At 30.8% G+C, this 16,113-nt stretch carries 20 protein-coding genes and 1 other RNA gene; 11 read left to right on the top strand and 10 right to left on the bottom strand.

Going from position 1 to position 16,113, the window contains the following annotated elements; genetic code table 11:
• Window positions 1-94: 94 nt before the first annotated feature.
• Window positions 95-466: a DUF4258 domain-containing protein gene (locus tag Q0873_RS03585; RefSeq protein ID WP_299104432.1), complete on the top strand. Its 372-nt coding sequence runs from the start codon at window positions 95-97 to the stop codon at window positions 464-466.
• Here the strand turns inward: Q0873_RS03585 and Q0873_RS03580 are convergent.
• A complete protein-coding gene (locus Q0873_RS03580) occupies window positions 463-1,056 on the bottom strand; it encodes a DUF1801 domain-containing protein (protein WP_299104431.1) in 594 nt (197 codons plus the stop codon). The genes Q0873_RS03585 and Q0873_RS03580 overlap by 4 nt on opposite strands.
• Before the next feature lie 2 nt (window positions 1,057-1,058).
• Window positions 1,059-3,254, bottom strand: a complete 2,196-nt coding sequence (locus Q0873_RS03575) for an ATP-dependent DNA helicase RecQ (RefSeq protein WP_299104975.1) — start codon at window positions 3,252-3,254, stop codon at window positions 1,059-1,061.
• Between the two features lie 143 nt (window positions 3,255-3,397).
• Between Q0873_RS03575 and Q0873_RS03570 the strand changes: the two genes are divergently transcribed.
• The 5 genes from Q0873_RS03570 (at window position 3,398) to Q0873_RS03550 (ending at window position 6,792) form a co-directional block, all read left to right on the top strand.
• Window positions 3,398-4,372 (top strand): KpsF/GutQ family sugar-phosphate isomerase, encoded by a 975-nt coding sequence (locus tag Q0873_RS03570; RefSeq protein WP_299104430.1) that lies wholly within the window; start codon window positions 3,398-3,400, stop codon window positions 4,370-4,372.
• Between the two features lies 1 nt (window position 4,373).
• On the top strand, window positions 4,374-5,195 hold the full coding sequence (tatC, locus tag Q0873_RS03565; protein ID WP_299104428.1) for a twin-arginine translocase subunit TatC: 822 nt from the start codon (window positions 4,374-4,376) through the stop codon (window positions 5,193-5,195).
• Complete coding sequence (locus tag Q0873_RS03560; RefSeq protein WP_299104427.1) at window positions 5,170-5,517, top strand: carboxymuconolactone decarboxylase family protein; 348 nt, start codon at window positions 5,170-5,172, stop codon at window positions 5,515-5,517. Before tatC ends, Q0873_RS03560 begins: the two co-directional genes overlap by 26 nt.
• 67 nt (window positions 5,518-5,584) lie before the next feature.
• Window positions 5,585-6,319 (top strand): LPS export ABC transporter ATP-binding protein, encoded by a 735-nt coding sequence (gene lptB / locus Q0873_RS03555; protein ID WP_299104426.1) that lies wholly within the window; start codon window positions 5,585-5,587, stop codon window positions 6,317-6,319.
• Window positions 6,319-6,792, top strand: a complete 474-nt coding sequence (locus Q0873_RS03550) for a hypothetical protein (RefSeq protein WP_299104425.1) — start codon at window positions 6,319-6,321, stop codon at window positions 6,790-6,792. The genes lptB and Q0873_RS03550 overlap by 1 nt, the downstream gene beginning before the upstream one ends.
• Before the next feature lie 36 nt (window positions 6,793-6,828).
• Here Q0873_RS03550 and Q0873_RS03545 read toward each other — a convergent pair whose 3' ends face one another.
• Genes Q0873_RS03545 through Q0873_RS03535 form a run of 3 tightly spaced genes read right to left on the bottom strand, consistent with a single transcriptional unit; the run spans window position 6,829 to window position 8,574 of the window.
• The gene (locus Q0873_RS03545) at window positions 6,829-7,353 is read right to left on the bottom strand and encodes a porin family protein (protein WP_299104424.1); all 525 of its coding nucleotides are present in this window, start codon (window positions 7,351-7,353) and stop codon (window positions 6,829-6,831) included.
• A gap of 55 nt (window positions 7,354-7,408) precedes the next feature.
• A complete protein-coding gene (locus Q0873_RS03540; RefSeq protein ID WP_299104423.1) occupies window positions 7,409-7,834 on the bottom strand; it encodes a GNAT family N-acetyltransferase in 426 nt (141 codons plus the stop codon).
• Complete coding sequence (locus Q0873_RS03535) at window positions 7,834-8,574, bottom strand: CDP-alcohol phosphatidyltransferase family protein (protein WP_299104422.1); 741 nt, start codon at window positions 8,572-8,574, stop codon at window positions 7,834-7,836. Before Q0873_RS03535 ends, Q0873_RS03540 begins: the two co-directional genes overlap by 1 nt.
• Before the next feature lie 106 nt (window positions 8,575-8,680).
• Between Q0873_RS03535 and Q0873_RS03530 the strand changes: the two genes are divergently transcribed.
• Both Q0873_RS03530 and Q0873_RS03525 read left to right on the top strand, forming a co-directional pair.
• Complete coding sequence (locus Q0873_RS03530) at window positions 8,681-9,658, top strand: alpha/beta fold hydrolase (RefSeq protein ID WP_299104421.1); 978 nt, start codon at window positions 8,681-8,683, stop codon at window positions 9,656-9,658.
• Between the two features lie 45 nt (window positions 9,659-9,703).
• Window positions 9,704-10,891, top strand: coding sequence for a DUF4105 domain-containing protein (locus Q0873_RS03525; RefSeq protein ID WP_299104420.1), 1,188 nt, complete (start codon window positions 9,704-9,706; stop codon window positions 10,889-10,891).
• Here Q0873_RS03525 and aroQ read toward each other — a convergent pair.
• The 4 genes from aroQ to Q0873_RS03505 all read right to left on the bottom strand — a co-directional run bounded on the left by aroQ (window position 10,861) and on the right by Q0873_RS03505 (window position 13,201).
• Window positions 10,861-11,277, bottom strand: a complete 417-nt coding sequence (gene aroQ / locus Q0873_RS03520) for a type II 3-dehydroquinate dehydratase (RefSeq protein ID WP_299104419.1) — start codon at window positions 11,275-11,277, stop codon at window positions 10,861-10,863. The two genes, Q0873_RS03525 and aroQ, sit on opposite strands and share 31 nt — an antisense overlap.
• 112 nt (window positions 11,278-11,389) lie before the next feature.
• Window positions 11,390-11,866, bottom strand: a complete 477-nt coding sequence (locus tag Q0873_RS03515) for an outer membrane beta-barrel protein (RefSeq protein WP_299104418.1) — start codon at window positions 11,864-11,866, stop codon at window positions 11,390-11,392.
• Between the two features lie 176 nt (window positions 11,867-12,042).
• Window positions 12,043-12,558, bottom strand: coding sequence for a porin family protein (locus tag Q0873_RS03510; RefSeq protein WP_299104417.1), 516 nt, complete (start codon window positions 12,556-12,558; stop codon window positions 12,043-12,045).
• A gap of 172 nt (window positions 12,559-12,730) precedes the next feature.
• Window positions 12,731-13,201: an outer membrane beta-barrel protein gene (locus tag Q0873_RS03505; RefSeq protein ID WP_299104416.1), complete on the bottom strand. Its 471-nt coding sequence runs from the start codon at window positions 13,199-13,201 to the stop codon at window positions 12,731-12,733.
• 99 nt (window positions 13,202-13,300) lie between these two features.
• On the opposite strand from Q0873_RS03505, the gene xerD reads away from it, so the two are divergent.
• The gene (gene xerD / locus Q0873_RS03500) at window positions 13,301-14,239 is read left to right on the top strand and encodes a site-specific tyrosine recombinase XerD (protein WP_299104415.1); all 939 of its coding nucleotides are present in this window, start codon (window positions 13,301-13,303) and stop codon (window positions 14,237-14,239) included.
• Window positions 14,240-14,248: 9 nt separating this feature from the next.
• On the opposite strand, the gene ffs is transcribed toward xerD, so the two are convergent.
• Window positions 14,249-14,347, bottom strand: an RNA gene (gene ffs, locus Q0873_RS03495) — signal recognition particle sRNA small type.
• A 177-nt stretch (window positions 14,348-14,524) separates the two neighbouring features.
• On the opposite strand from ffs, the gene Q0873_RS03490 reads away from it, so the two are divergent.
• Both Q0873_RS03490 and Q0873_RS03485 read left to right on the top strand, forming a co-directional pair.
• Window positions 14,525-15,046 (top strand): DUF4199 domain-containing protein, encoded by a 522-nt coding sequence (locus Q0873_RS03490; RefSeq protein ID WP_299104414.1) that lies wholly within the window; start codon window positions 14,525-14,527, stop codon window positions 15,044-15,046.
• Between the two features lie 81 nt (window positions 15,047-15,127).
• Window positions 15,128-16,084, top strand: coding sequence for a glycosyltransferase family 2 protein (locus tag Q0873_RS03485; protein ID WP_299104413.1), 957 nt, complete (start codon window positions 15,128-15,130; stop codon window positions 16,082-16,084).
• The last annotated feature ends 29 nt before the right edge of the window (window positions 16,085-16,113 follow it).

Below are 16,113 nucleotides of genomic sequence, written 5' to 3'. Positions count from 1 at the left end.
CCCTATTTCTTTTGAAAGAATTTATACTTTTTTCATATTCTCTTTATATTGATTTCATTTTTATCAATACTTTTGCAGTCATAAAATCAAAATCATGCGATTACTTAAACGTTTTGGATACTATTTAATAGGAGTAGCTTTAGGCTCTGTTGGTGTGGCTTATTTTTGGAAGCAAAAAGATGTTTCTTTTGATTATGGAATGGACGCACGTACCCTTAAAACCATTCGTATTAAGAAACGTTTATTTTCAGAAGAAGCAAAAGCTGTAATGGAATCTAATCAAATAGATACTGCAATGATTTCATCTCTTTTAAAAAATGCTGATGTTGATTTTGGTAAAAGTAAACCAAGACAAAAGCCTTGTGCTGAATATTACGTAACAGGGAAAGGAACCTTAGAAAAAATACACATCTACGTGATTCGCTGTGACTCTACTGCTACTATAGACAAAGTATTCGTAAACTAACAGTTTTTATATTTATCATGTAAACCTATTCCATTCAATATCATTGGAATAATTTTTTCTAAACGAGATAATTTTGTTGCCTCTCTTTTAGCACTAGCAATGTGCTCTGCAAATTCTCTCTGTTTACTCAAAGAAAATTCATTAAATTTTGCTTTAAGTTTTTCATCTTCATTTAGCTTCACCTCTAACTCTGAAGGTATAACCAAAGGTTTTTTATTTCTTTGAGGCTTAATTTCTAATCCTTTTTCAGAATTATCTATAGCCTCTAAAGCATATGTCTTTACTAAATCTACATCAATTTGCTCTAAAGAATCAAAACGCCATTGACGCATGGCTTTGGTTTTTCCTTCTTGCGCATTCATTAAAAGTTTAGCTTCATCTTTTAAGAAATGTCCTTGAAAAAACCATATCCCAACATAATTTTTAAAAGCAGATATTCCTAAAATATTTTTCCCTTTGTAAACATACACTGGTGCTCCCCATTTTATAGTTTCTTCAAAAGGTAATTTCGATAATACAGAACGCAAGAGATTTAACTCTTGCGTCCATTTATCTTTATCTTCTATATATTTTGTTACTTTACTATTCATTCTTAATTAGCAACGTCACTTGTAAATTTAATACGCATTAATCGTAACTCTTCGTCGTCATAATCTCCATCAAACTCATCTAAAGCATCCTGAATCTTATCAGTATCTGACTCCATAAAATACTCGTGAATTTCTTCTTGTTGATCTTCGTCTAAAACATCATCAATTGCATAATCTATATTTAATTTTGTTCCAGAGAATACAATCGCTTCCATTTCTTTAATAAGCTCTCCCATTTCTAGACCTTTAGAACTTGCAATATCCTCTAATGGAAGTTTTCTATCTGTATTTTGAATAATATATAATTTCAACCCAGAGTTTATTCCTGTACTTTTTACAATTAAATCATCTGGACGCATTATATCATTCTCTTCTACATAGTCAGCAATTAACTTTATAAAGTCTTTACCATATTTTTTAGCTTTACCTTCTCCAACTCCATGTACCTTAGAAAGTTCTTCAAGATTAATTGGATATTTCAAAGCCATATCGTCTATAGAAGGATCTTGGAAAACAGCATACGGTGGCACACCTAATTTCTGCCCCACCTTTTTACGTAAATCCTTAAGCATTCCTACTAGCTTATCATCAACACCGCCTGCAGATTTGGTATTTGTAATGATCGTTCCGTCATCATCTGTATCATACACATGATTTTCGGTCATCATAAATGAACTTGGATTTGCTTTAAACTCTTTACCTTCTTTAGTTAGCTTTACAACTCCATATTGTTCTATCTCTTTTCTGATATATCCTGCCACTAATACTTGACGTAATAAGGCCATCCAATAATGCTCATTTTTGTCTTTACCAACTCCAAAGAAAGGTTGTACTGTAGTTTTATGAGACTTTAGTAAAGCATTTTCTCTACCAATTATGGTATTCACCAATTCTTTTGGTTTATACATCTCATTAGTTTTGCTAATAATCTCTAAAAGTGTTACTACTTCATCTTGAGCTTCATGTTTTTTCTTAGGATTACGCATATTATCGTCCATATCTGCTCCCTCTCCATGCACTTCATCAAATTCTTCTCCGAAATAATGTAATATATACTTTCTTCGGTTCATTGAAGTTTCAGCATATCCAACGACTTCTTGTAATAAAGCATGCCCTACCTCCTGTTCTGCTACAGGTTTGTTTGCCATGAACTTTTCTAACTTTTCTATGTCTTTATAAGAATAGAATGTTAAACAATGACCTTCTCCACCATCTCTTCCTGCTCTACCTGTCTCTTGATAATAACTTTCTAAACTCTTAGGAATGTCATGATGTATTACAAAACGTACATCTGGCTTGTCAATTCCCATACCAAAAGCTATCGTCGCCACTACAACATCACATTCTTCCATTAAGAACATATCTTGATGTTTTGCTCTTGTTTTAGCATCAAATCCAGCATGATATGGAACAGCGTTAATACCATTTACTTGAAGTACTTGTGCAATCTCTTCTACCTTTTTTCTACTTAAACAATAGATTACTCCAGATTTACCAAGACGCTGTTTAATAAAACGAATGATATCTTTTTCAACCTCTTTTGTTTTAGGTCTTACTTCATAAAACAAATTCGCTCGGTTAAACGATGCTTTAAACACTTTAGCATCCGTCATTCCTAAAGTTTTTAAGATATCTTCCTGAACTTTTTCTGTAGCAGTAGCAGTAAGTCCAATAATTGGAACATTATCAATTTGTTTAATAATGTTTCTTAGATTTCTATATTCAGGTCTAAAATCATGTCCCCATTCTGATATACAGTGGGCTTCATCAATCGCGACAAATGATATTTTTTGTTTCCTTAGAAACTCAACATACTCTTCTTTAATAAGGGATTCTGGGGCTACATATAATAATTTCGTTATACCGTTTTCTATATCACTCATCACCTGATTTATTTCAGATTTGTTAAGTGACGAGTTTAGAACGTGTGCAATACCATGTTTTTCAGAGATACCTCTTATGGCATCTACTTGATTTTTCATTAATGCAATTAAAGGCGAAACAACAATAGCTGTACCCTCTTTCATTAACGCTGGAAGCTGGTAACATAACGACTTACCACCTCCTGTAGGCATAATTACAAATGTGTTTTGGTTGTTCAAGATACTACTAACCACGTCCTCTTGTAACCCTTTAAATTGGTTAAAACCAAAAATTTTCTTTAATGAACCGTATAAATCCGTCTCCTCTTTATTCATCATTCAATTCAAAAATTAAAAATGCGAACTAAGTTACAAAAAATCCTTTTATAAAAACTGAAAAAGTTTCTTTTTTTATACACCAACTTCTATCTAAAATATTCCTATTTTTACACTTTAAAATTTCTCAAAAAAATATAACCTTGAAAGACTCAAGAAGCGTTATTTTAAACACAGCTAAAGAGACAATACTTTTAGAAAGTACAGCTGTTGCTAACCTTGCAAACTTAATAGATGAATCTTTTGCTGACGCAGTAAATTACATACTGAATGCCAATGGTAGGGTAATTATTACAGGGATTGGTAAAAGCGCGAATATTGCCAATAAGATAGTTGCTACCCTTAATTCAACAGGTACACCTGCTATTTTTATGCACGCAGCCGATGCAATTCATGGAGATTTAGGAATTGTTCAAAAAAATGATGTTGTTATTTGTATTTCTAAAAGTGGAAATACTCCTGAAATAAAAGTCTTAGTACCTTTAATAAAAAATTCAGACAACAAAATTATTGCAATCACTGGGAATCCTGATTCTTATTTAGGGAAAAACGCAGATTTCGTATTAAATTCTCATGTTGACAAAGAAGCTTGTCCTAATAACTTAGCTCCTACCACAAGTACAACAACCCAATTGGTAATGGGAGATGCTTTGGCAGTTTGTTTATTAGAATTAAGAGGATTTACAAGTAGCGATTTTGCTAAATACCATCCAGGTGGAGCTTTAGGAAAACGCTTATACCTAAGAGTCTCGGACTTAATTAAAAATAATCAATTACCTAAAGTAACCATCAATGATACAGTAACCAATGTTATTATTGAGATTTCTGAAAAACGATTAGGAGTTACCGCTGTAGTAGATGATAATGATAAGATTATTGGAATTATTACTGACGGTGATATTCGAAGAATGTTAAGTAAAACTACTAAAATAGATGAATTAACAGCAAACGATATCATGAGCAAAAACCCAAAATCTATTCATGTAGATGCCATGGCTGTTGATGCTTTAGATATGCTAGAAAATAATAGTATTACTCAAATTTTAGTTACAGATGAAAACCAAAACTATGTAGGAGTAGTACATTTACATGATATAATTAAAGAAGGAATATTTTAAGATGGCAGAAAAGGAAATGTCTTTTTTAGACCATCTTGAAGAATTGAGATGGCATTTAGTTCGAAGCTTTTCAGCAATATTTGTATTAGCAATTATTATTTTCATAAATATTGAATTTGTATTTAATGAATTTTTACTTGCGCATTTAAAACCAGATTTTGCAACATATCGTTTCTTTTGCGAGGCTTTTTCCTCTCTAGGAATTGAAAGTAGCTTTTGTAATATTAAATTCAAACAAACTTTACAGGCTTTAAACCCTACACAACAATTAATGACAGGGATTTGGTCTTCTTTAATTTTAGGGTTTGTTATAGCTTTTCCTTATGTATTATGGGAAATGTGGAGATTTATATCTCCAGGATTACACAGCTCTGAAAGAAAAAAATCAAGAGGATTTATTTTTATTTCTTCTTTATTATTCTTTTTAGGAGTATTATTTAGCTACTACGTTATTTTACCAATGTCTGTATACTTCTTTTACAATTTTTCTATTGGTGACTCTATAGTTAATAACTTTAAGTTAGAAGCATACATTAGTTTAATTACGAATACATTGTTAGGGGTTGCAGTTTTTTTCGAACTACCTATCGTTATATTTTTCTTATCAAAAATAGGCTTAGTAACGCCACAATTTTTAAGAAAATACAGAAAGCATGCTTTGGTACTAGTATTAATATTATCTGCTATTATTACACCTCCAGATGTAGCTAGTCAGGTTATTGTTACTGTGCCAATTATGATATTATATGAGATTAGTATTCATATATCTAGTCTTGTAATTAAAAAACAACAGAAAAATGTCACAAAAAGTCCAAGAGTTTAACGACTATCGTTCTAAAATGAACGAAAAGATATTATCTTCAGATAATAAGGTGATCAAGCGTATCTTTAATTTAGACACGAATGCATATGCTGAAGGGCATTTACCAGTAAAAACTAAAGAGCTTTTAGGTTTAGTTGCTTCAGCAGTATTACGTTGTGATGACTGTATTGCATACCATTTAGAAACGGCTCATAAAAATGGTGTTACAAAAGAAGAAATGATGGAAACTATGAGTATTGCTACCTTAGTAGGTGGTACTATTGTGATCCCTCATTTACGTCGTGCCGTTGAATTTTGGGAAGCTTTAGAAGAAAATAGTTAACAAATTATTAAGCTTTACTCGAATCGTTTTACATTAATTTAGCAGCATTAATATCTTATAAACTTACATGAAATTAAGAGCACAAGACATACAAAAAATCTATGGTAGTAGAAAAGTCGTAAAAGGTATTTCTTTAGAAGTAGAACAAGGTGAAATTATAGGGTTGTTAGGTCCTAATGGAGCTGGAAAAACTACTTCTTTCTATATGATTGTAGGGATGATAAAACCTAATGATGGTCATATCTTTTTAGATGATGAAGAAATTACTACTGATGCCATGTACAAACGTGCTCAGAAAGGAATTGGTTATTTAGCACAAGAGGCTTCAGTTTTTAGAAAACTATCTGTAGAAGACAATATCATGTCTGTTCTAGAATTTACCGACAGGACTAAAGCAGAAAGAAAGGAACGTTTAGAGGAACTAATTGATGAGTTTAGTTTAGGACACGTTCGTAAAAACAGAGGAGATTTGTTATCGGGAGGAGAACGACGTAGAACTGAAATTGCACGTTGTTTAGCTTCTGATCCTAAGTTTATTTTGCTTGATGAGCCTTTTGCTGGAGTCGACCCTATTGCTGTTGAAGATATACAAGGAATTGTAGCACAATTAAAAAATAAAAACATTGGTATTCTAATTACTGACCATGATGTGCAAGCTACATTAGCCATTACAGATAGAACTTACTTGATGTACAATGGTGGTATTTTAAAAGAAGGAACTCCAGAAGAATTAGCGGCAGACGAAACTGTAAGAAGAGTGTATTTAGGAAAAGACTTTGAGCTTAAGAAAAAGAAGTTTTAATGTTGAAATATGCTGTTTCAAGAACTCCTGAATTATTTTTTCTAACACTTAGCATCTTCATATTTTTTATAGGACTCTTTGGAGGAGATAAAACATTAGATATTAATGTGCATGATACCTATTTCGTTTTTACACTCTATCATTTTTCTATATTAATTTCAACAATCTTCTTTATTGTTTCTTTAGTTTATTATCTACTTAAGAAATTTAAAAGAAAGCCCTTACGATTTCTATCAATTATACATGTTCTTCTTACACTAGTATCACTGGGAGCTATATATTATTCAATTTATTTTCATACCAATAATAATCTTCCTAGAAATTATTATAAGAATACTCATCCTTTGCTAGATGGACTCACATTCGTTGATATAAGTACAACTATTTCTTTTCTTGTTTTTCCAATAACCATATTCTTAATATTCCCTTTGAATATTATCATAGGGAGTTTTAGAAAAGAAAAAGCAATTTAAAACAAAAAAGGAAGGTTAAAAACCCTCCTTCTTTATTTAAAATCTATATCCTAAACCTAATTGATAGGCTCTTTCATAAAATTCTGTTCCTACACCGTCTTTAACTAAATTAGAAATCCCATGATTGTATCGAACATCAAAAAACAATCCGTTATCTAATTCGTAAGCTAAACCAACGTCTACTCCTAAATTTAAAGTTTTTAAAGAATCTGTATTTGCATCTGAATCTAAAATAAATCCAAAATGTGGACCTGCTTGAATATTTAATTTTTCAGTTACATAATACTTAGCTAATACAGGGATATTAACAAATGTAAAGTCTAAATTATCTGAACCTTCAAGTGAAAATAATACTTCTGGTTGCACATGAAACTTCTCACTTAGTTTGAAATCAACTAATCCTCCTAAATAAAAACCTGTTTTCCCTTCAGCAAAAGCAGAAACACCTAATGTGTTTACTTTCACTTTAGAAAAATTTAAACCTCCTTTTACACCGAATTTTTGAGCGCTAGCTGAAAGAGTTATTGCTAGCATTGCAATTAATAGTAATCCTTTTTTCATTCTTATTATTTATAAATTAAAAAAAGGCAAAAGTAACCAAATTGTTGATTTCTTTCTATTTTAATTCTTTTTTAAAAAACACATTGTAATCCCCTTTATGAGGATAATCGGTTATCCGACCATATTCTTCATAACCATGTTGTTGGTAAAAGCCATCAGCCTGAAAAGAGAACGTATCTACCACTGCTAACTTAGCTCCTTTTTCTCTAGCGATATTCTCAGCCTCTTGCAATAGTTTTCCTCCTACTCCTTTTCCTCTTTCGCTTTCATCAATCCAAAAGATTTTAATATAAAAACCAGCATAATATCCTATTCCGCCAAGTATTCCTCCAATAATTTTACCTTCATCATTTCTAGCAATTAACTCTATAGAAGTATATAAGTTAGATAAAATCCAATCTACTTTTTCTTTATTGTAGCTATTTAAGTTGTCAACTATTTGATGAGCTTCTTCTCTACTCTTACAAATTTCTATTTTCATTATTTCTTCATCATATTTTGAACTAATGAAATCAGAATATATAATAATATTATAGTTGGAATTGCCGCTACCTTAATCACTACCAACAAGACGATTGAAAGTACTAAGAAAACATATTTAACTAGATTATCTTTTAGTCCGAAATTTTTAAACTTTAATGAAAATAAAGGAATTTCAGAATTCATGATAAAGCTGAAAAATAAGATCACCCCAATTAAAAAGTATTGATTTTGGATTAATTCAACCACTAAATGATAATCTGTGTATTCCACAATAAGTGGTAAAGAAATCACAAATAAACTCATAGCAGGCGTTGGAACTCCAATAAAACTATCTGTTTGACGCTCATCTAAATTAAATTTTGCCAATCTATAACAAGCTGCCAAAGTCAATATAATTCCTAAATATGGTAAGTTACTTCCCGATTTACCATAAGCATCTACTCCAAAGTATCCAACAGCGTCTTTATCAATAGCATTTACTAATAATTGTAACATTACAATTCCTGGTACTACTCCACTTGTAACCATGTCTGCCAGAGAATCTAGCTGTTTTCCTAATTCTCCTTGAACTTTTAATAAACGAGCTGCAAATCCATCCAAGAAATCAAATCCAATTCCAAGAATTACTAAAAATGCAGTTGCGAAAAAATCCCCCTTAATAGCAAAAATCGTTGCTACAGTTCCGCAGAACAAATTACCTAAGGTTAATAAATTTGGAATATGCCTAACAATACTCATATCGTGTTCATTTTTACACGAAAATAGGAATATTGAATGATTTTTTTATTAATTTTCAAGCTAATTAAGTTGCTTTCGACAATATTTTTTAATCTCAATTTGCTATATGCCTATTATTCAATGTGATTTTAACCCAAGCCTACCTTTTAAAAATGGTCATTTTAATACAGTTTATAGAGCTTTATTTATGAAAGACGAAGTAAACTATACTAGAAAACGTGTTACCACTTGGGATAATGATTTTATTGATTTAGATTTTTCTACGGTTAATTCTAAGTATTTAGCCGTTTTAATTCACGGTTTAGAAGGTAGTTCTCAATCGAATTATATGGTTTCTACGACCAATAAACTCAATCAAACTGGTATAGATGTAGTTTGTATGAATTTAAGAGGATGCAGCGGGGAAGACAATTTACTACTAGAAACTTATCATAGTGGAAAAACTGATGATGTTGAATTCATTATTAACCACCTAACAAGCAACTATAACTATGAAAGTATTGTTATTGTTGGATTTAGTTTAGGAGGAAATTTGACTTTAAAGTATTTAGGCGAATATGATACAATCCCTGAAAATGTAAAAGGAGGAGTTACCGTATCTGTTCCTGTAGATTTAACAACTTCACAAGCAGAACTTACTAAAATTAAAAACAAGTTATATATGACGGAGTTTTTAAGAACAATGAAGTTAAAACTATTAGAAAAAGCGAACAAATTCCCTGAGTTCAAGTTAAACAGAGATTTACTGTTCAAAGCCACAAAGTTCCGTCATTTAGAAAAACAATATACAGTTCCTGTTTTTGGGTTTAAAGACTCAGAAGATTATTGGGAAAAAGCAAGTTCTAAGCCTTATATTTCTAAAATAAAACACTCGACTCTTTTAATTAATTCACTAGACGACAGTTTTTTATCACCTGAATGCTATCCCTATAAAGAAGCGGAAAACCTTCAGAACTTCTATTTAATGACCCCAAAATATGGTGGACATGTTGGTTTTGCACAATCATTTAATAATAATGAAAATATTTGGGTAGAAAATCAGATTCTAAATTTTATACAACAACACTTATTTTTAAATTTGTAATTGAATAGTAATCATTCAATAATCATTAGAGACCTTAACTTTATTATGCTAAAAAAACAAATTAGTTTATTTATTAGTTTATTTATCTTTCAATTAGTTTTTTCACAATCTAATTTTAGTCTATCAAACCTTTCACAAATTAGCATCATCACTTCTGGTCCTGGAAATGAATTATATGAAAAATTTGGACATACAGCTATTAGAGTTAAAGATCCGGTTCTACAAATTGATTTAATTTATAATTATGGCATCATCAATTTTGACAACCCCAATTTTTATATAGATTTTACTAAAGGATATATGAAATATCGATTAGCTCGATATCCTTTTTATTTAGCTCTTAAAAGTTCTCAACAGGATAAACGTTGGGTAAAGGAGCAAATACTAAATTTAACAAAAGAGCAAAAAAATCAATTATTCAATATTTTAGAAACAAATGCGTTGCCTGAGAACGCCAGCTATTTCTATGATCCTTTTTTTGACAATTGTGCTACAAAACCAAGAGATTTAATTCAAAAAGTTTTAGGAAATAACTTAGTTTTCAATGAAAGTTTTGCAACAAAAGATACATCTATAAGAGAGCTAATGAATAAAGAAATTCACCCAAACACTTGGGGAAGTTTAGGAATAAACATTGCTCTTGGAAGTAAGTTAGATAAAATTGCCACTCCAAGCGAGTATCTATACCTGCCAGACTATTTGTTTCTGGCTTTAAAAAACTCTAAAGTAGTTCTTAATTCAAAAGAAGAAAACCTTGTAATAAAGAATAATAATCTATTAGATTTTGAAGAAAAATTGTCTAAATCTGATACACCAAGTCCTTTTTTAGTTATCCTAGTACTCTCTTTATTCGGAATCTTTATAACTTACCGAGACTTTAAGAAAAATAAAAGAACGAAATGGTTAGATTTTCTAACGTTTTTCATTACTGGAATAATTGGGTTTTTAGTAGTTTTTTTATGGTTTTTTACAAACCACTCTACGGCTCCAAATAATTTTAATTTTCTATGGGCTTTTGCACCCAATTTGATTGTAGCTTTTCTAATGATAAAAGAAAGTCCTAAAAAATGGATTAAAAAATACGTAGTCTTATTACTTACGCTGATCCTACTAATTCCAGTTGTATGGATTACCAGAATGCAATTATTCACCTATCCAATACTTCCTTTATTTATATTCTTGGCTATTCGCTATGTATATCTCTATAAAAAGCTTTCAATAGCTAATTCATAACCTTGTAGTCCAAAACCAAAAATTACTCCTTTAGCATTAGGTGCAATGAAGCTTGTGTGTCTAAATTCTTCTCTAGCGTGAATATTAGATATATGAACCTCTACAACAGGGGTTTCAATACCTTTAACAGCATCTCCTATTCCTACCGAAGTATGTGTATATGCCGCAGCATTTAGAATAATTCCATCATATTCGAATCCAACCTCATGTAGCTTATTTATTAGCTCTCCCTCTATATTAGATTGAAAATATTCAAGCTGAATATCATTATGTTTTACTTTAAGTTTATCAAAAAAATCTTCAAAAGAATTGGATCCATAAATTTCTGGTTCTCTTTTTCCTAGTAAATTCAAATTAGGCCCGTTAATGATTATTATTCTTTTCATTTTGTAAACTAAATTAAAGTAACAAACTTAATCTTTTTTATTCTTTCTATAAAAGCAAAAAAGCAGGCATATACAAAATATGTCTGCTTTCTTGTTGTATTTTTTTCTTTAATTAGAAAGAAAAAGAATACGTTCCTCCTAATCCAATTGTAGAAGCTGTAGCATTATCTAAGCTTACGTTAGAATAGTCAGCGTGGATAGTAATCTTGTCAGTTACTTTGTATCCAACTACTGGTCTGTAATAGAAACCATCTTGAGTAAATCCAGAAGGTCTTACACCTAATCCGTAACCTAAATCAGCTCCAATTACGAACTTTTCAGAAACGCTGTAACGACTAGCAACTGCTAATGGTAAAAACGCAACATCAGCTCCTTCTTGTTGAAAATGTAAATAAGAAACAGCAGGTCCTACTTTAAAATCTTCAGATACATTGAATAAGTAATTAGCTTCGATAGATCCAGTAACGTTAGCTTCGCTAGAATCACCAATAGGTAAACCAATTGTACCTCCAACGTTTAACTCTCCTCCGTCTTGTGCATTCATAGCAACACCAAATGCCATCATAGCAACTAATAATAATTTTTTCATAATTTTTTAATTTAATTTTTAAAATTTGAAGCCGCAAATGTAATCCGATTTTACCTTTCTAACAAGATTAATCTAGTTAATAATTTGTAAATTTTTATTTTATTGATTTATCATCAATTGTTAAACAAAAAAGAAGGCTTTTAAAGCCTTCTTTTTTATCTATGTATTTTTTTGTTTTAGAATCTATATCCTAAACCTATTTGGAAGAATCCCATTTTTGTAGATACACTAGAGTTTTCTACTCTATTTGTTAATCCAAAAGAATATCTAGATGTAGCAAAAATGTTCTCTGTAAAATCATATCCAATACCAGCTGCTAAACCAAGACCAAATTTATTAAACTCATCACTTGTCTTATCAACAACTAAATCTAACATTGGACCTGCTTGTAAAGAGAACTTTTCAGAAACATTATACTTAGCCATAATTGGTAAAGCTATTTCGTTTATTGATTCTCCATTTTTAGAAGCAGAAACATACTGTAACTCAGGTACAATACTAATTTTATCGCTAACCTCGAAATCTGCAAAGAAACCTACATAAAATCCAGAAGCACTTGTAGATGCAGAAATTCCATTTGAAGAAGCACTTACTGTTGTACTGTTAAAACCTGCAACAGCACCAAAAGAAGTTTCTTGAGCTTTAGCAGTAATACCTACTGCTATCATAGCAACTAATAATAATTTTTTCATAATTTTTAAATTAATTTTTTCTTAAAATTTGACGCGAATTTAGAGTGGTTTTAACGAAAGCACAAGTTTTTTTAACATTTAAATCTTAAAAAAAAGATAACTGACTCATTTTTAACACATAAAAAAAAGAGCTACTAGAGCTCTTTTCTAATTCTATTTTAGTGTTTGTAAACTACAATCCAAAAACAACACCTAATCCAATATTTGCAAAAGTTCCTCCTTCTACACTTACTCCTGAATAAGAAGCTTGGATTGTTGTATTTTCAGCAATATTGTATCCAACAGATGGTCTGTAGTGAAAACCTCCATCATTTCCATTTGGACTAAGTCCAACTGCATATCCTAAATTTAAACCAATTACAATTTTTTCTGAGGCATCAAAACGCGCTGCTGCATCAATTGGTAAAAAAGAAGCGTCATTAATATCTCCAAAATAATGAGCGTATGATAAAGAAGGTCCTACTTTAAATTCATCAGATACTTCAAATAAATAATTCGCTTCTAAACTAAAGGCAAAATCATAAGCTGTATCTGCATCTGCTGAAGGTAATCCTATATTAGCTCCAACGTTAAATGTTCCGTCTTGCGCATGAGCAGTTAATCCAATTGCTACCATAGCAATTACTAACAATAATTTTTTCATAATTTTTAATTTATAGTTTTAAATTTAACACCAAAATTAACCTATTTTTAAAACTAGACAACTTTTTCAGTCTTAAAACCAGTATATTAACATATTATTATGAAATGGAAACTAGCTTTAACCGACTACTTAAATTACCTAAAAATTGAACGAGGACTATCTCAAAACTCAATTGAGAGCTATCAAAGAGATATTAAAAAGCTAGTTAATTTTTTAAAAGCTGCTGAACTTGATATATCTCCTAATAATATAAATTCAGATACCATTCAACAATTTATTTATGAAACAAGTAAAAAAATTGGAGCCCGTAGTCAAGCGAGATTAATTTCTGGATTGCGAAGTTTTTTTGACTATTTAGTGTTTGAAAATTACAGAAAAGACAATCCAACCGATTTAATTGAAAGCCCTAATATTGGCAGAAAACTTCCCAATGCACTTAGTCGAGATGAAATTGATAAAATCATTGCTGCCATAGATTTAAGTCACCCTCAAGGAGAAAGAAACAAAACTATTATTGAAACTTTATATAGTTGCGGACTTCGTGTTAGTGAACTTATCAATTTGCAACTTTCAGATTTATTTTTTGAAGATGGTTACATAAGAATACTAGGAAAAGGAAATAAATATCGTTTTGTTCCAATTCATATATCCACCATCCAACTTTTAGAATTTTACATTAGTGAAACTCGTTCACTCATCATTCCTAAAAAAGATGAAGAAGATATCTTATTTTTAAACAGACGCGGAAAACGATTAACACGTCAAATGATATTTATTATTCTGAAGGAACATGCCCAAAAAGCTGATATTAAAAAAAGTATTGGGCCACATACGCTTCGTCATTCATTTGCTACCTTTTTACTATCAAATGGTGCAGATTTACGTGTTATTCAACAATTACTTGGACATGAAAGCATTACCACAACAGAAATATATGTTCATTTAGATACAACTCACTTAATAAAAACGGTAGAACAATTCCATCCTAGAAGCACCAAACAAGAAAAAGAAAAATATGAAATTGATAAGGAAAAATAAGGGTACAAAAAATGGCGAGCTACCTACATCACACCGCTACGACCTAATACCCTTGCTGCGTTCCCGCCCTGGGGGATTCAAAGGGAGCTGGTTGTGTAGAACTCGCCGCTGCAAAGATACAACCATTTTTTCCTAAAAAACAAACAAAAAAAGTATAAAAAAACTGTAACATTTCTAAGTTTTTGAATACTAATTGATTGTTATGAATTTTTTTTCAAGTTTATCTTTTAAAAAGTGTTCAACATTAAAAAAGAATATATTTGTATAACTAACTAAAATTACACAATGGACAATCAAACAAACAGTAAAAGTATTATTTTAAACTACGGACTTTATTTAGGTTTATTAGGATCTATTATTCATTTAATTTTATGGGCCTCTGGACTATTATTAAAATTTAATTGGATTAACACTTTAGTATGGTTTGCTGGATTAATAGCCTTTATTATAATAGGTATTAAAAAATATAGAAATAGTAATAATGATCTTATCTCATGGGGACAAGGATTAAAAATAGGAATGGGAATAGCCATGATTAGTGGTGTTATTTCTCTTGTTTACACATTACTTTTTACTAATGTTATCGATCCTGGTTTCCAAGAATTAGCTATGCAAGTTCAACAACAAGCTTGGGCAGATGCAGGATTAACTGAAGAACAAATTGAATCTTTTACTGAGTCTTCGAAAAAATTTCAAAGCCCAGGGATAATTTCAGCTTTAATCTTAGGAATGTCTGCTTTCTTTGGTTTTATTGTTTCGGCAATAGTTGCTGCGATAATGAAAAAAACAGAAGAAAACGACTATTAAGAAGAGTTTAAGATTCAAAAAGTTGTAAAGTCAACAAAAGACTCTTAACTTTGAAAATCTGAACAACTTAGATAATAGTACATGGATATATCGGTAGTAATACCACTTCTTAACGAAGAAGAATCTTTACAAGAATTATATGATTGGATTGCAAAAGTTATGCAATCCAATCAGTTTTTATATGAAGTTATTTTTATTGATGATGGAAGTACTGATACTTCTTGGAAGATCATTAAAGATTTAACACAAAAGCATTCACAAGTTAAAGGAATCCGTTTCCAACGAAATTATGGTAAATCGCAAGCTTTAGATGCCGGATTTAACTTAGCACAAGGTGATGTAGTTATTACTATGGATGCTGATTTACAAGACAGTCCAGATGAAATTCCCGAACTATATAACTTAATTATTAAGGAAGAGTATGACCTGATTTCTGGTTGGAAAAAGAAACGTTACGACAATGTCGTTACCAAAAACATTCCTTCTAAATTATTTAATTGGGCAGCTCGTAAAACTTCTGGTTTAACACTTCATGATTTTAATTGTGGTTTAAAAGCCTATAAAAACGAAGTGGTAAAAACCGTAAAAGTAAGTGGTGAAATGCATCGCTATATTCCTGTTTTAGCTAAAAATGAAGGTTTTAATAAAATTGGAGAAAAGGTAGTTCAACACCAAGCCAGAAAATATGGAGTTACCAAATTTGGAATGGATCGTTTTGTAAACGGTTTTTTAGATTTAATTACCATTTCTTTCCTTTCTAAATTCGGAAAAAGACCCATGCACTTCTTTGGTTTATGGGGAACATTAATGTTTATTTTTGGTTTCTTTTCTGCTGCCTATATAGGTGTTATGAAGCTATATAAACTATCTAATGGACTCAAAACTATTCTGGTTACTAGTAATCCATGGTTTTATATTGCCCTAACTTCAATGATTTTGGGTACACTTCTATTCTTAGCTGGGTTCTTAGGTGAATTGATTATTAAAAGTAACCCTCAACAGAAACATTACAAAATACGAGAAGAACTCAATTTTTAAACGCGTACCTTTGTACGTTTTTTAATTTG

Origin of the sequence: uncultured Tenacibaculum sp., assembly GCF_947498805.1 — a bacterium.
GTDB lineage: Bacteria > Bacteroidota > Bacteroidia > Flavobacteriales > Flavobacteriaceae > Polaribacter.
This window is presented reverse-complemented; position numbering and strand designations above follow the sequence as displayed.

Bases quoted from the DNA above. Each gene is read 5' to 3' on its own strand.
- Q0873_RS03585 (WP_299104432.1), top strand. From the start codon at position 95: ATGCGATTACTTAAACGTTTTGGATACTATTTAATAGGAGTAGCTTTA.
- Q0873_RS03580 (WP_299104431.1), bottom strand. From the start codon at position 1,056: ATGAATAGTAAAGTAACAAAATATATAGAAGATAAAGATAAATGGACG.
- Q0873_RS03575 (WP_299104975.1), bottom strand. From the start codon at position 3,254: ATGAATAAAGAGGAGACGGATTTATACGGTTCATTAAAGAAAATTTTT.
- tatC (WP_299104428.1), top strand. From the start codon at position 4,374: ATGGCAGAAAAGGAAATGTCTTTTTTAGACCATCTTGAAGAATTGAGA.
- Q0873_RS03560 (WP_299104427.1), top strand. From the start codon at position 5,170: ATGTCACAAAAAGTCCAAGAGTTTAACGACTATCGTTCTAAAATGAAC.
- lptB (WP_299104426.1), top strand. From the start codon at position 5,585: ATGAAATTAAGAGCACAAGACATACAAAAAATCTATGGTAGTAGAAAA.
- Q0873_RS03550 (WP_299104425.1), top strand. From the start codon at position 6,319: ATGTTGAAATATGCTGTTTCAAGAACTCCTGAATTATTTTTTCTAACA.
- Q0873_RS03545 (WP_299104424.1), bottom strand. From the start codon at position 7,353: ATGAAAAAAGGATTACTATTAATTGCAATGCTAGCAATAACTCTTTCA.
- Q0873_RS03540 (WP_299104423.1), bottom strand. From the start codon at position 7,834: ATGAAAATAGAAATTTGTAAGAGTAGAGAAGAAGCTCATCAAATAGTT.
- Q0873_RS03535 (WP_299104422.1), bottom strand. From the start codon at position 8,574: ATGAGTATTGTTAGGCATATTCCAAATTTATTAACCTTAGGTAATTTG.
- Q0873_RS03530 (WP_299104421.1), top strand. From the start codon at position 8,681: ATGCCTATTATTCAATGTGATTTTAACCCAAGCCTACCTTTTAAAAAT.
- Q0873_RS03525 (WP_299104420.1), top strand. From the start codon at position 9,704: ATGCTAAAAAAACAAATTAGTTTATTTATTAGTTTATTTATCTTTCAA.
- aroQ (WP_299104419.1), bottom strand. From the start codon at position 11,277: ATGAAAAGAATAATAATCATTAACGGGCCTAATTTGAATTTACTAGGA.
- Q0873_RS03515 (WP_299104418.1), bottom strand. From the start codon at position 11,866: ATGAAAAAATTATTATTAGTTGCTATGATGGCATTTGGTGTTGCTATG.
- Q0873_RS03510 (WP_299104417.1), bottom strand. From the start codon at position 12,558: ATGAAAAAATTATTATTAGTTGCTATGATAGCAGTAGGTATTACTGCT.
- Q0873_RS03505 (WP_299104416.1), bottom strand. From the start codon at position 13,201: ATGAAAAAATTATTGTTAGTAATTGCTATGGTAGCAATTGGATTAACT.
- xerD (WP_299104415.1), top strand. From the start codon at position 13,301: ATGAAATGGAAACTAGCTTTAACCGACTACTTAAATTACCTAAAAATT.
- Q0873_RS03490 (WP_299104414.1), top strand. From the start codon at position 14,525: ATGGACAATCAAACAAACAGTAAAAGTATTATTTTAAACTACGGACTT.
- Q0873_RS03485 (WP_299104413.1), top strand. From the start codon at position 15,128: ATGGATATATCGGTAGTAATACCACTTCTTAACGAAGAAGAATCTTTA.